A 13,734-nucleotide genomic window follows, 5' to 3' on the forward strand; every position below is an offset into this window, starting at 1 on the left:
GTTTTCGGCCTTCTTATTTCAGCGCGTAGCCGCTGAAGCGCCAGACACGATCGCTGTCGAGGTGAAAGCTCACGAGTTCGCGCAAGGTGCCGTCGGGCTTGTTCGCGAAGCGGGTCTCGTATTCGACGCTGACGTACTGGCCGGCCGTATCGCCGTCGGCGTCGGCCACGATCTGGCGGTTGACCGACACCCAGATGCGCATCTGCGGTGCGCCGATCGGGGCGCGACTCCTGGCGATCTGGGTGGTGAAATCGTTGCGCGTCACGCGCTTGCGGGCGGCGGGGGTGGCGCCGTCCCACAGTTCGCCGGCCTTGCCCTGGTCGATCATCTGGATCACCTGCATGCCGCCTCGCACCATGTCGCTGGCTTCGACCTCTTGTGCGGCGGCCGGGCCGAACCAGCTCCAGAGCAACGTGGCTGCGAGCAGCAATCGGATCATCGGGTTCATTCGTCTCAATCTTTCTGGGGGCTCACAGCCAATCCTGCAAGGCTGGGGGCGCAACGGTGGAAACCGTTCGAGACTTTAGCGTGCCGGAGATTCCCGGCTCAGCGCACGCCGGTCCCCGACAGCGCATCGGCCTCGATCGTTTCCAGCCTGTACCCCAGGCCGTAGATGGCCAGCAGCAGGAAACCATTCGCGGGGCGCAGGTCGAGCTTGGTCCGCAGGCGCGAGATGTGGGTGTCGAGCGATCGCGACAGCGCCTCGACGCCAAGGCCCCAGACGGCCTCGTGCAGGTGTTCGCGCGAGAGCAGCCGCCCGAGGTTCTGGAACAGGAACAGCGCGAGTTCGTACTCCCGGTTCTTCAACTCGACCTGCACCCCGCGAACCTTCAGGAGCCGCGAGGGCGGATAGAAGTGGTAGGGGCCGAAGATCAGCTCGGCCTCGTGCTGGGCCGGGTAGGAGCGGCGCAGCAGCGCATTCACGCGAGCTTCGAGTTCACCGGCGCGGGCGGGCTTGACCATGAAGTCGTCCGCGCCCGCATTGAGGCCTTCGACCAAATCTCCCTCGTCGTGCCTGTCGGTCACGAAAAGAATGGGAAGCCGGCTATTGAGTTCGCGGCGGATGGACTTCACGACGTCGGGGCCCTTCATGTCGGGCAGATTCCAGTCGAGTATCAGCAGGTCGAAGGTCTGCCGGCGCATCGCCTGCAACAGCGCCCTTCCTTCCGTATAGGAATGGCACTCGTGCTCGAGTGCCGTCATGGTTTGGCTGATCCGCTTGGGTTGATCTACACCGTCGTCGAGTACTGCAATTCGCATTCCATCCCCTTCTTCCTCCTTCGTCAGTCTCGGTGAGCTGACGATTTGGGGTCGAAGTGTATCCATCTGCGACTAACGTAAAGTTCAAAGGCCGCAACTAATGCACGCAAATCGCGTTTTCCAGATTAATTGTTAATAAATTTGGTGACGATTGGATGCAAATGGCAGATTTGATTGTGAATCTCATTAATGACTGTTAACAATTTTTTACTGGACAAACAGCCTTAATTTTCTTGGCCAGTCGAGGATGGACGCGTGTCGCCTCCCTCGAACGCGCTATCGAATATCCGAATTCGCTATTGAATGAATAGCGGTGGCGACAACGTTCATCGGCACTTTGGGGCGAAAACCACAGAGCGTTTTTGCGACAACGAAGGCTTGTAATCTTGCTGTAAGCTCTGCCCGCGTTCCGTTTGCCCCCTTGCTCTGAGGAGATCTCTATGCTGATAGGCGTGCCTGCCGAGACACTGGCTGGCGAAACCCGCGTGGCTGTTACACCCGAAACGGTGAAGAAACTGGTGGCCTCGGGGCACACCGTACGGGTGCAGTCGGGGGCTGGCGTTGCCGCCAGCGTCACCGATGCCGCCTACCAGGCCGCCGGTGCCGAGATCACCAACATGAACGCCGCATTCGCCGCCGACATGGTGCTCAAGGTGCGCACGCCCACCGATGCGGAGACCGCGCTGCTGAAGTCCGGCGCCGTCGTCATCGGCATGCTCAATCCCTTCGATGCCGCGGGCCTGCAACGCCTGGCCTCTGCCGGTGTCACCGGCTTCGCGCTCGAAGCCGCCCCGCGCACCACCCGCGCCCAAAGCATGGACGTGCTCTCGTCGCAGGCCAACATCGCCGGCTACAAGGCCGTGATGATCGCGGCCGACAAATACCAGCGCTTCTTCCCCATGCTGATGACCGCCGCCGGCACCGTGAAGGCTGCACGCGTGGTCATCCTGGGCGTCGGCGTGGCGGGCCTGCAGGCCATTGCCACCGCCAAGCGCCTGGGTGCCGTCATCGAGGCTTCCGACGTGCGTCCCAGCGTGAAGGAGCAGATCGAATCGCTGGGCGGCAAGTTCATCGAAGTCTCCTACGACACCGATGAAGAAAAGGAAGCAGCCGTCGGCGTCGGCGGCTACGCCAAGCCGATGCCCGCGAGCTGGCTCGCGCGCCAGCAGATCGAAGTCGCCAAGCGCGTGGCGCTCGCCGATGTCGTCATCAGCACTGCACTCATCCCGGGGCGCGCCGCGCCGACGCTCATCACCGAGGACATGGTCAAGTCGATGAAGCCGGGTTCCGTCATCGTCGACATCGCAGCCGGCAAGGGGCCCGACGGCGTGGGCGGCAACTGCCCGCTGTCGGAGGCCGACAGGACCGTGATCAAGCACGGCGTGACCATCGTGGGCGAGACCAACCTCGCGGCGCTGGTGGCGGCCGATGCGTCGGCGCTCTATGCGCGCAACGTGCTCGACTTCCTCAAGCTCATCGTCACCAAGGAAGGTGCGCTGAAGATCGACCTCGAGGACGACATCGTCGCCGCCTGCCGCGTCACGCAGGACGGCCAGGTCACGAAGAAGTAAGCGAACACGCGAGGAGAAGAACCCATGGATCCCGTTTCCCATACCGTCATCAACCTGATCATCTTCGTGCTGGCCATCTACGTGGGCTACCACGTGGTGTGGACCGTCACGCCCGCGCTGCACACGCCGCTGATGGCCGTGACCAACGCCATCTCGGCCATCGTGATCGTGGGCGCCATGCTGGCGGCCGCGCTCACCGAAACAGGCCTGGGCAAGACCATGGGCGTGCTCGCGGTCGCTCTCGCGGCGGTGAACATCTTCGGCGGCTTCCTCGTCACGCGGCGCATGCTCGAGATGTTCAAGAAGAAGGAAAAGAAGGCCGCACCGAAGGCTGACGCAGGAGCAGCCCAATGAGCATGAACGTCGTCACGCTGCTGTACCTGATCGCCAGCGTCTGCTTCATCCAGGCCTTGAAGGGCCTGAGCCATCCCACCACTTCGATCCGCGGCAACGTCTTCGGCATGGCCGGCATGGCCATCGCCGTGCTTACCACCGGCGCGCTGATCTACAACATCGCCGGCGGCCACCTCATGGGCCTGGCCTGGGTGCTGCTGGGGCTGGTGGCCGGCGGCGGCTACGGCGCCTGGCGCGCCAAGACGGTCGAGATGACCAAGATGCCCGAGCTGGTGGCCTTCTTCCACAGCATGATCGGCCTGGCGGCGGTGTTCATCGCGGTCGCGGCCGTGGTCGAACCCGCGGCCATGCTCGAAGGCATCGCCAAGGGCGCGCCCATCCCCACCGGCAACCGGCTCGAGCTGTTCCTGGGGGCGGCCATCGGCGCCATCACCTTCAGCGGCTCGGTCATCGCCTTCGGCAAGCTCTCGGGCACCTACAAGTTCCGCCTGTTCCAGGGCGCGCCGGTGCAGTTCGCGGGCCAGCACATGCTGAACCTCGTGCTCGGCCTGGCCATGATCGGCCTGGGTCTGGTGTTCATGTTCACCGAGAGCTGGCCGGCCTTCTTCGCGATGCTGGCGCTGGCCTTCGTGATGGGCGTGCTCATCATCATCCCGATCGGCGGGGCCGACATGCCGGTGGTGGTGTCGATGCTCAACAGCTACTCGGGCTGGGCGGCCGCGGGCATCGGCTTCAGCCTGAACAACGCGATGCTGATCGTGGCGGGCAGCCTCGTGGGCAGCTCGGGCGCGATCCTGAGCTACATCATGTGCAAGGCGATGAACCGCTCGTTCTTCAACGTGATCCTGGGCGGCTTCGGCGGCGAGGCGGTCAGCGCGGGCGGCGGTGCGAAGGAACAGCGTCCGGTCAAGAGCGGCAGCGCCGACGACGCGGCCTACATGCTGTCCAACGCCGAGACCGTGATCATCGTGCCGGGCTACGGCCTGGCGGTGGCGCGCGCGCAGCATGCGGTCAACGAGCTGGCGGAGAAGCTCACGCACAAGGGCGTGACCGTGAAGTACGCGATCCACCCGGTGGCCGGGCGCATGCCGGGCCACATGAACGTGCTGCTGGCCGAGGCCGAGGTGCCGTACGACCAGGTGTTCGAGATGGAAGACATCAACGGCGAGTTTGCGCAGGCGGACGTGGCGATCATCCTGGGGGCCAACGACGTGGTGAACCCGGCCGCGCTCACCAAGGGCACGCCGATCTATGGCATGCCGATCCTGGAGGCCTACAAGGCCAAGACCGTCATCGTGAACAAGCGCTCCATGGCCGCCGGTTATGCGGGCCTGGACAACGAGCTGTTCTACATGGACAAGACGATGATGGTCTTTGGCGACGCAAAAAAAGTAGTGGAAGATATGGGCAAGGCCATCGAATAGGCCGAAGGTCCACGCCCGCGCAGCGGGCGAGCTCTTCGCGGCGCCACCTCGTGCGCCGTTTTCGTTTTCAACAGTCCGACTCCCGGAGGAGACAAATCCAATGACCGATCGTCCCTGGCTCAGCAGCTATCCGCAGGGCGTGCCCGCCGATATCGATGCCTCGCAGTACACCTCGCTGGTCGCACTCATGGAAGAGAGCTTCGCGAAGTACGCCGACCGCACGGCCTACAGCTTCATGGGCAAGGACATCAGCTACGGCGAGACCGACAGGCAGAGCAAGGCCTTCGCAGGTTACCTGCAGAGTCTGGGCCTGGCCAAGGGTGACCGCGTGGCGGTCATGATGCCCAACTGCCCGCAGTACCCGATCGCGGTGGCGGGCACCCTGCGCGCCGGCCTGATCCTGGTCAACGTGAATCCGCTGTACACGCCCCGCGAACTCGAGCACCAGCTCAAGGATTCGGGCGCGAAGGCGATCGTCATCATGGAGAACTTCGGCACCACGCTGCAGCAATGCATCGCAGCCACGCCGATCAGGCACATCGTGCTGGCCTCCATGGGCGACCGCCTCGGCTTCCTGAAGGGTGCGCTCGTCAACTACATGGTGCGCAGCGTCAAGAAGCTGGTGCCCCAGTTCAGCCTGCCGGGTGCGGTGCGTTTCAACGAAGCGCTCGACAAGGGCGCGAGTGCTTCGGTGAAGCCCGTGGCCATCGGACCCGACGACGTGGCCGTGCTGCAGTACACCGGCGGTACCACCGGCGTGTCGAAGGGCGCAGTGCTGCTGCATCGCAACGTGATCGCGAACGTGCTGCAGTCCGAGGCGTGGAACGAGCCGGTCATGAACAAGGTGCCGGCCGGTGAGCAGCCCACCAGCGTGTGCGCCCTGCCGCTGTATCACATCTTCGCGTTCACGGTCGGCATGATGCTGAACATGCGCACGGGCGGCAAGCTGATCCTGATTCCGAATCCGCGTGACATCGCGGGCGTGCTGAAGGAGCTGTCGAAGCACACCATCCACAGCTTCCCGGCCGTCAACACGCTGTTCAACGGGCTGGCGAACCACCCCGACTTCAACACCGTCAACTGGAAGAACCTCAAGGTCTCGGTCGGCGGCGGCATGGCGGTGCAGGCCGCGGTCGCGAAGCTGTGGCTCGAGAAGACCGGCTGCCCGATCTGCGAAGGCTACGGCCTGTCGGAAACCTCGCCGTCGGCCACCTGCAACCCGACCAACAGCACTGCCTACACCGGCACCATCGGCCTGCCGCTGCCGAGCACCTGGCTCAAGCTGCTCGACGACGACGGCAACGAAGTACCGGCCGGCGAGCGCGGCGAAATCGCCATCAAGGGCCCGCAGGTGATGGCCGGCTACTGGCAGCGCCCCGACGAGACCGCCAAGGTCATGACGCCCGACGGCTACTTCAAGAGCGGCGACATCGGCGTGGTCGACGAGCGCGGCTACTTCAAGGTGGTCGATCGCAAGAAGGACATGATCCTGGTGTCGGGCTTCAACGTGTACCCGAACGAGGTCGAGGACGTGGTTGCACTGATTCCGGGCGTGCTCGAATGCGCCGCGGTCGGCGTGCCCGACGAGAAAACCGGCGAGGCCGTGAAGCTGGTGATCGTCAAGAAAGACCCTTCGCTCACGGAAGCGCAGGTGCGCGAATACTGCCGGGCAAACCTTACGGGTTACAAGCAGCCGCGAATCGTGGAGTTTCGTAGCGACATGCCGAAGACACCTGTCGGAAAGATCCTTCGCCGCGAGTTGCGCGACGCGAAGAAGTAAGGGTTCGGCCCGGTGAGGGCTGCGGCATCGATCTTGCATATTCGCGGTCGATGTTTCGATTCCTCCTGACCCGCGTGAGCCTGCTGGTGCCGACCTTCATCGGCATGACGCTGCTCGCTTTCTTCCTCATCCGGCTGGTGCCGGGCGACCCCATCGAGACGATGGCCGGCGAGCGCGGGATCGACCCCGTGCGCCACGCCCAGCTGCGCACCGCGTACGGCTTCGACAAGCCGGTGATCGTGCAGTACGGCATCTACATCGGGCGCGTGCTGCACGGCGACCTCGGCAAGTCGCTGATCACGCAGGACACGGTGATGAGCGAGTTCCTCGCGCTCTTTCCGGCCACGGTCGAGCTCGCGGCCTGCGCCATTCTTTTCGCGCTGCTGCTCGGGCTGCCGGCCGGCATCCTCGCGGCAGTGCGGCGCAATTCCATCTTCGACCACGGCGTGATGGCCACCTCGCTCACCGGCTACTCGATGCCGATCTTCTGGTGGGGGTTGCTGCTGATCCTGTTCTTCTCGGTGCAGCTCGGGTGGACGCCTGTGTCGGGGCGCATCGCGGTGCAGTACTACATCGAGCCCGAAACCGGCTTCCTGCTGATCGACTCCCTGCGCGCCGGTGACATCGGTGCCTTCTGGTCGGCATTGCACCACCTGATCCTGCCGGCCATCGTGCTCGGCACGGTGCCGCTCGCGGTCATTGCGCGCATGACGCGCTCGGCCATGCTCGAAGTGCTGGGCGAGGACTACATTCGCACCGCGCGCGCCAAGGGGCTGTCGCGCTTTCGCGTGGTGGGGCTGCATGCGCTGCGCAATGCGCTGATCCCGGTCGTGACCGTCATCGGGCTGCAGGTGGGCGTGCTCTTCACGGGCGCCATCCTCACCGAGACCATCTTCTCCTGGCCCGGCGTCGGCAAGTGGCTCATCGAGGCCATCGGCCGGCGCGACTATCCGGTGCTGCAGGGCGGCATGCTGCTGCTCGGAGGAATCGTGATGCTGGTCAACCTGTTGGTCGACGTGGCCTACGGCGTCATCAACCCGCGCATCAGGCACTGAAGCCATGGCGACGACACAACAAGCAGTCCCGGCCGGCACAAGAAGCGCGGCGCCCCCAGGACCCTGGCGCGAGTTCTGGACGGCCTTCTCTGCCAACCGCGGCGCGGTCATCGGGCTCGCCACCATCGTCGTGCTGCTGCTGGTCGCGCTGTTCGCGCCGTGGATCGCACCGCACGCGCCCAACGAGACCAACAGCGCCGTCTTCCTGCTGCCGCCAGCTTGGCAGCAGGGCGGTTCCGCGAGCTACCTGCTCGGCACCGACGCGATCGGGCGCGACATCCTCTCGCGCCTGATGCACGGCGCACGGCTGTCGCTGTCCATCGGCGTCGCGGTGGTGGCCATTTCGGTGGCCGTGGGCGTGGTGCTCGGGCTGATCGCGGGCTTCTTCCGCGGCGTGCTCGAGATCGCGATCATGCGGTTGATGGACATTGTGCTCACGATGCCGAGCCTGCTGATGGCGATCGTGATCGTCGCGATCCTCGGGCCGGGGCTGATCAACGCGATGATCGCCGTGGCCATCGTCGTGCTGCCGCACTATGTGCGCATCACGCGTGCGGCCGTCATCGCCGAAATCTCGCGCGACTACGTGACCGCTGCTCGCGTGAGCGGCGCCGGCACGCTGCGCCTGATGTTCCGCGAGGTGCTGCCCAACTGTGCCGCACCGCTGATCGTGCAGGCCTCGCTCGGCATCTCGACCGCCATCCTCGACGCGGCCGCGCTCGGCTTCATCGGCCTGGGGGCGCAGCCGCCGTCGCCCGAATGGGGAACCATGCTGGCCGACGCGCGCGAGTTCGTGCTGCGCGCCTGGTGGGTCGTCACCTTCCCGGGCCTGGCGATCCTTGCGGCCGTGCTGGCCTTCAACCTGCTGGGCGACGGGCTGCGCGATGCGCTCGACCCCAAATTGAAACGATGAACAGTATTGACCGCCTCATTCCAGGGATACCGCGGAACCGGCTTTGCCGGGCCGCAGGTATCGCCCCCTGCAAGGGGGTTGGCGCAGCGACACGAAGTGCGCGAAGACTGGGGGTGAGATGAGTCTCCTGGACATCAAGGACCTGCACGTCGAGTTCCCGACGCAGGGCGGCGTGCTGCATGCGGTGGACGGCGTGAGCCTCACGCTCGAAGAAGGCGAGGTGCTCGGCATCGTCGGCGAGTCGGGTTCGGGCAAGAGCGTCACGATGATGGCGCTGATGGGCCTCGTCGGCTTTCCGGGCCGCGTGCGCGCCGAGCACATGCGCTTCGCGGGCAAGGACCTGCTCGGCATCTCCGACAAGGCGCGCCGCGCGTTGGTCGGCAAGGAGGTCGCGATGATCTTCCAGGAGCCGACCACCAGCCTCAACCCCTGCTTCACCATCGGCTTCCAGCTCATGGAAACGCTGCGGCTGCATCTGAAGCTCGACAAGCGCGAAGCGAAGAAGCGCGCGACCGAACTGCTCGAGCAGGTGGGCATTCCGGCCGCATCGTCGCGCCTGGGCAGCTATCCGCACCAGCTCTCGGGCGGCATGAACCAGCGCGTGATGATCGCCATGGCCATCGCCTGCAATCCGCGCCTCCTGATCGCCGACGAGCCGACCACCGCGCTCGACGTGACCATCCAGGCGCAGATCCTCGACCTGCTGCGCGAGCTGCAGAAGGAGCGCGGCATGGCGCTGGTGCTCATCACGCACAACATGGGCGTGGTGAGCGAGATGGCGCAGCGCATCGCCGTGATGTACGCGGGGCAGGTGATGGAGCACCAGCGCGTCGACCGGCTCTTCGCATCGCCGCAGCATCCGTACACCGAGGCCCTGCTGGCGGCGCTGCCGGAACGCGCTGCGCCCGAGGGGCGGCTCGCCACCATCAGCGGCGTGGTGCCGGGCGTGCACGACCGGCCCGCGGGCTGCCTGTTCGCGCCGCGCTGCGGCTACGTCACCGAGCGTGCCTGCCAGGTGCGGCCGGCGCTGCGCGAATCGCAGGGCGCCGAGGTGCGCTGCCACTTTCCGCTCGGCGAACCGGGGCGCATGGCGGCCATCGCGCAAGACCCGCCGCGGCAACAGGCGATCGAGGTGCTGCCATGAGCGGGGCATCGAACGCCGTTTCGACCGAAGTGGTCGTGGAGGCGAGCAACCTCCAGCGCACCTACGACATCCGCCGTGGGCTGTTTCGGGCGCCCGCGCACCTGCGGGCCGTGGGCGACATTTCCTTTCGCATCGAGCGCGGGCGCACGCTGGCCGTGGTCGGCGAGTCGGGCTGCGGCAAGTCGACGCTGGTGCGCATGGTCGCGCTGATCGAGAAGCCGACCGCGGGGCAGCTCACGCTGGTGGGGGCCGACGCGGTGAACCCGCCGTCCGAACGCAGGCGCGAGCTGCGCCAGGCCGTGCAGCTGGTGTTCCAGAACCCCTACGGCTCGCTCAATCCGCGCAAGAAGATCTCGACGGTGCTCGAGGATCCGCTCGCCATCAACACCACCATGGGCAAGTCGGAGCGCGCCGCCAAGGCCGGCGACATGCTCGCGCGCGTGGGCTTGCGGCCCGAGTACGCCAACCGCTACCCGCACATGTTCTCGGGCGGCCAGCGCCAGCGCATCGCCATCGCGCGCGCGCTGATGCTCAACCCGCGCCTCCTGGTGGCCGACGAGCCGGTGTCTGCGCTCGACGTGTCGATCCAGGCGCAGGTGCTCAATTTGCTGGCCGACCTGCAGGCCGAACTGGGCCTGGCGTACCTTTTCATCTCGCACGACCTGGGCGTGGTGCGCCACATCGCGCACGACGTGCTCGTGATGTACCTCGGCCACGCGGTGGAGCAGGGCCCCAAGTCGCGCATCTTCGCGCGGCCGCTGCATCCGTACACGCAGGCGCTGCTGGCGTCCACGCCGGGGCTCAGCAGCCGGCGCATCGTGCTCAAGGGCGAGCTGCCGTCGCCGCTGAGCCCGCCTCCCGGCTGCGTCTTCAGCACGCGTTGCCCGCACGTGCAACCGCGCTGCCGCGAGGAGCGGCCGCTGCTGCGCTTACTCGACGAACGTCTGGTGGCCTGCCACTACGCCGAGCAGTTTCTCGATGGCGCGGCCCCCGTGCGCGCCGATGGTCCCGTGCTCGCCGCGCCGTAGGCGGCGGCTTTTCTCAACCCTGTCTCAAGGAGTCCCCATGAAGACCCAGCCCACCGTTTCGCGCCGCTCACGAAGCCTGGCGCTCCTGGCGCCGACAGCGCTTGCAGCCCTTACCCTGGCCTGCGGCGCGGTGTCTGCCAAGACGCTGGTGTATTGCTCCGAAGGAAGCCCGGAGAACTTCTACCCCGGGATGAACACCACCGGCACCTCGTTCGACGTGACCACGCAGGTCTACAACACCATCGTCGAATTCGAGCGTGGCGGCACCAAGGTCGTGCCGGGCCTGGCCGAGAAGTGGGACATCTCCGCCGACGGCACGCAGTACACCTTCCACCTGCGCAAGGGCGTGAAGTGGCACAGCACCAGCAAGAGCTTCAAGCCCACGCGCGACTTCAACGCCGACGACTTCATCTTCATGCTCGAGCGCCAGTGGAAGGAGAGCGACCCGTTCTTCAAGGTCACGAGCCAGAACCACTCGTACTTCAACGACATGGGAATGCCCAAGCTGCTGAAGACGGTGGACCGCATCGACGACTACACGGTGAAGATCGTGCTCAACCAGCCCGAGGCGCCGTTCCTGGCCAACCTGGCGATGCAGTACGCCGGCATCCAGTCGAAGGAATATGCCATCGCCATGCTGAAGGCCGGCACGCCCGAGAAGGTCGACCAGGACCCGATCGGCACCGGCCCCTTCTACCTCGTGCAGTACCAGAAGGACGCGATCATTCGCTTCAAGGCCTTCCCGCAGTACTGGGGCGGCAAGGCCAAAATCGACGACCTCGTGTTCGCGATCACGCCCGACGCATCGGTGCGCTGGGCCAAGCTGCAGAAGGGCGAGTGCCACGTCATGCCGTACCCGAACCCGGCCGACCTCGACGCGATCCGCAAGGACCCGAACGTTCAGCTGCTCGAGCAGCCCGGCCTGAACGTCGGCTACCTCTCGTACAACACCACGAAGAAGCCCTTCGACGACGTGCGCGTACGCAAGGCCATCAACATGGCGATCAACAAGAAGGCCATCATCGACGGCGTGTACCTCTCGACCGGCGTGGCCGCGAAGAACCCGATTCCGCCGACCATGTGGTCCTACAACGACGCGGTGAAGGACGACCCCTACGACCCCGAAGCCGCGAAGAAGCTGCTGGCGCAGGCCGGCTTCCCCGACGGCTTCTCGACCGACCTGTGGGCCATGCCGGTGCAGCGCCCGTACAACCCGAACGCCAAGCGCATCGCCGAGCTGATGCAGGCCGACCTCGCCAAGATCAACGTCAAGGCCGAGATCAAGAGCTTCGAGTGGGGCGAGTACCGCAAGCGCCTGCAGGCCGGCGAACACCAGATGGGCATGCTGGGCTGGACCGGGGACAACGGGGACCCCGACAACTTCCTCTACACGCTGCTGGGTTGCGCTTCGGCCAAATCGGCCAGCGGCAGCAACATCTCGAAGTTCTGCTACCAGCCGTATGAAGACCTCGTGGTGAAGGCCAAGAGCGTCACCAAGCAGGCCGAGCGCGACGCGCTCTACAAGAAGGCACAGCTCATCTTCAAGGAGCAGGCGCCGTGGTTCACCATCGCGCACGCGGTGCAGCTGAAGCCGGTGCGCAAGGAGGTCGTCGACTTCAAGCTCAGTCCGTTCGGCCGCCACACCTTCTACGGCGTGGATATCAAGTAGCCGATGCACGCGCCCGTTGCCATCGTCGCCGCGATGCACGAGGAGTTGAGTGCGCTCCTTGCGCAGATGCCCGACGAGCAGCGCGTGCGCGTCGCCGGCCGCGACTTCTGGGTCGGCCACCTGCAGGGCCAGCCCGTGGTAGCGGTGCTGTCGCGCATCGGCAAGGTCGCGGCGGCGGTCACGGCCACGGTGCTGCTCGAACGCTTCGGCGTGCGGGCCGTCGTGTTCACGGGCGTGGCGGGCGGGCTCGCGCCGGGCGTGCGCGTGGGGGACGTGGTGGTCGCGACCGAACTGCTGCAGCACGATCTCGATGCATCTCCGATCTTCCCGAAGTACGAAGTGCCGTTGATGGGCCTGTCGCGTTTCGTTGCGGACCGCGTGATCGGCGATGCGCTGTCGGGCGTCGCCGCCAGCGTGCTGCGCGATCCAGTGGCACTGACGGGACGGGCGGCCGTCGAAGAGTTCGGCCTGCAGTCGCCGAAGGTGCACCGGGGCCTGCTGGCCAGCGGCGACCGCTTCGTGTCGACCACCGCCGAGAGTGAAGCGCTGCGGCGCGATCTGCCCGATGCGCTTGCGGTCGAGATGGAAGGCGCGGCGGTGGCGCAGGTGTGCCACGACTACGGCGTGCCCTTCGCGGCCATGCGAACGATCTCCGACCGCGCGGACGACGAAGCGCATGGCGACTTCGCTCGCTTCGTCTCGCTGGTCGCGAGCCGCTACAGCCTCGCGCTGGTCGGCGCCTGGCTCGCCACGCTGCCGGCCGTCAGCTGAGCGAGGCGCCGCGCCGCGGAATGTCGCGCAGCAGCGGCGGTATCGACAGTGCGAGCAGCAGCGCGGCCAGTGGCACGACGCAGACAAACCCCACGTACTTGAAGCCGAGCGCTCCCACCGCCCCGCCGAGCACGAACATGCCGACCAAGCCGCCCGCGCGGCGCATGCGGCGGCGGTCGTGGCGCACCGCCATCGGGGCGGATCCGGCGCGGCCGTTCCAGTAGAGCATCTTGCCGATCTCGATCCCCATGTCGGTGATGTTGCCCGTCATGTGGGTGGTGCGGATGCTGCCGCCCGAGGTCTTCGACGCCACCGCGTTCTGCAGGCCCATGATGAAGGACAGCAGCAGCACCGTGAGCGGCACGGCGAAGGGCGTGGGCCAGGTCAGCGTGATCGCGCCCATGAGCCCGAATGGGAACATCAGCGCAGCTTCGAGCATCAGCGGCAGGGCGTAGACGCCGTGCATGCGGTGCTGCCGGCCCCAGTTCACCAGCATGGCGCAGACCGCGGCGCCGGTCACGAAGGCCAGGATCGCGCCGAGCGCGTTCAGCAGCAGCTTGACGTTGCCCAGCACCATGCCGTCCGCCAGCTGCGAGGCGAAGCCGGTCATGTGCGAGGTGTACATGTGAAGCACGAGGAATCCGCCCGCGTTGACGGCCCCGGCATTGAAGGCCAGCAGCAGGCCCAGCGCGGTGTTGGTCGACGGCGCGCGGTGGCGGTTGGTGAGGAAGCGGATTCTGCGCACTGTGGCTCTCCGGGTCAGCG

The 13,734-nt window shown here is 66.1% G+C and carries 13 protein-coding genes; 10 read left to right on the top strand and 3 right to left on the bottom strand.

Going from position 1 to position 13,734, the window contains the following annotated elements:
• Window positions 1-13 precede the first annotated feature (13 nt).
• A complete protein-coding gene (locus AC1DFC_RS17175; protein ID WP_007828441.1) occupies window positions 14-448 on the bottom strand; it encodes a DUF4019 domain-containing protein in 435 nt (144 codons plus the stop codon).
• Window positions 449-546: 98 nt separating this feature from the next.
• Window positions 547-1,260 carry a response regulator transcription factor gene (locus AC1DFC_RS17180; RefSeq protein ID WP_042672645.1) on the bottom strand — a complete coding sequence of 238 codons (714 nt, stop codon included), beginning with the start codon at window positions 1,258-1,260 and terminating at the stop codon, window positions 547-549.
• Between the two features lie 440 nt (window positions 1,261-1,700).
• Here AC1DFC_RS17180 and AC1DFC_RS17185 point away from each other — a divergent pair, with 440 nt between their 5' ends.
• The 10 genes from AC1DFC_RS17185 (at window position 1,701) to AC1DFC_RS17230 (ending at window position 12,969) form a co-directional block, all read left to right on the top strand.
• Window positions 1,701-2,831, top strand: coding sequence for a Re/Si-specific NAD(P)(+) transhydrogenase subunit alpha (locus AC1DFC_RS17185; protein ID WP_007828439.1), 1,131 nt, complete (start codon window positions 1,701-1,703; stop codon window positions 2,829-2,831).
• A gap of 24 nt (window positions 2,832-2,855) precedes the next feature.
• A complete protein-coding gene (locus AC1DFC_RS17190; protein WP_007828438.1) occupies window positions 2,856-3,185 on the top strand; it encodes an NAD(P) transhydrogenase subunit alpha part 2 in 330 nt (109 codons plus the stop codon).
• Window positions 3,182-4,609, top strand: coding sequence for an NAD(P)(+) transhydrogenase (Re/Si-specific) subunit beta (locus tag AC1DFC_RS17195; RefSeq protein WP_007828437.1), 1,428 nt, complete (start codon window positions 3,182-3,184; stop codon window positions 4,607-4,609). Before AC1DFC_RS17190 ends, AC1DFC_RS17195 begins: the two co-directional genes overlap by 4 nt.
• Before the next feature lie 100 nt (window positions 4,610-4,709).
• Window positions 4,710-6,389 carry a long-chain-fatty-acid--CoA ligase gene (locus AC1DFC_RS17200; RefSeq protein ID WP_413331813.1) on the top strand — a complete coding sequence of 560 codons (1,680 nt, stop codon included), beginning with the start codon at window positions 4,710-4,712 and terminating at the stop codon, window positions 6,387-6,389.
• Between the two features lie 50 nt (window positions 6,390-6,439).
• Window positions 6,440-7,444 carry an ABC transporter permease subunit gene (locus AC1DFC_RS17205; RefSeq protein ID WP_056515149.1) on the top strand — a complete coding sequence of 335 codons (1,005 nt, stop codon included), beginning with the start codon at window positions 6,440-6,442 and terminating at the stop codon, window positions 7,442-7,444.
• A 4-nt stretch (window positions 7,445-7,448) separates the two neighbouring features.
• Window positions 7,449-8,357: an ABC transporter permease subunit gene (locus AC1DFC_RS17210; RefSeq protein ID WP_007828433.1), complete on the top strand. Its 909-nt coding sequence runs from the start codon at window positions 7,449-7,451 to the stop codon at window positions 8,355-8,357.
• 118 nt (window positions 8,358-8,475) lie between these two features.
• A complete protein-coding gene (locus AC1DFC_RS17215) occupies window positions 8,476-9,501 on the top strand; it encodes an ABC transporter ATP-binding protein (protein WP_042673286.1) in 1,026 nt (341 codons plus the stop codon).
• Window positions 9,498-10,529 carry a dipeptide ABC transporter ATP-binding protein gene (locus tag AC1DFC_RS17220; protein ID WP_478179653.1) on the top strand — a complete coding sequence of 344 codons (1,032 nt, stop codon included), beginning with the start codon at window positions 9,498-9,500 and terminating at the stop codon, window positions 10,527-10,529. The genes AC1DFC_RS17215 and AC1DFC_RS17220 overlap by 4 nt, the downstream gene beginning before the upstream one ends.
• Before the next feature lie 37 nt (window positions 10,530-10,566).
• Window positions 10,567-12,198, top strand: coding sequence for an ABC transporter substrate-binding protein (locus tag AC1DFC_RS17225; protein ID WP_007832675.1), 1,632 nt, complete (start codon window positions 10,567-10,569; stop codon window positions 12,196-12,198).
• A 3-nt stretch (window positions 12,199-12,201) separates the two neighbouring features.
• Entirely contained in the window at window positions 12,202-12,969 is a 768-nt protein-coding gene (locus tag AC1DFC_RS17230; RefSeq protein WP_007832677.1) for a 5'-methylthioadenosine/adenosylhomocysteine nucleosidase, read from the top strand.
• Here AC1DFC_RS17230 and AC1DFC_RS17235 read toward each other — a convergent pair.
• Window positions 12,962-13,714 carry a YoaK family protein gene (locus AC1DFC_RS17235; RefSeq protein ID WP_007832679.1) on the bottom strand — a complete coding sequence of 251 codons (753 nt, stop codon included), beginning with the start codon at window positions 13,712-13,714 and terminating at the stop codon, window positions 12,962-12,964. The genes AC1DFC_RS17230 and AC1DFC_RS17235 overlap by 8 nt on opposite strands.
• Between the last annotated feature and the right edge of the window lie 20 nt (window positions 13,715-13,734).

This window comes from Variovorax sp. 10L421, assembly GCF_056395365.1.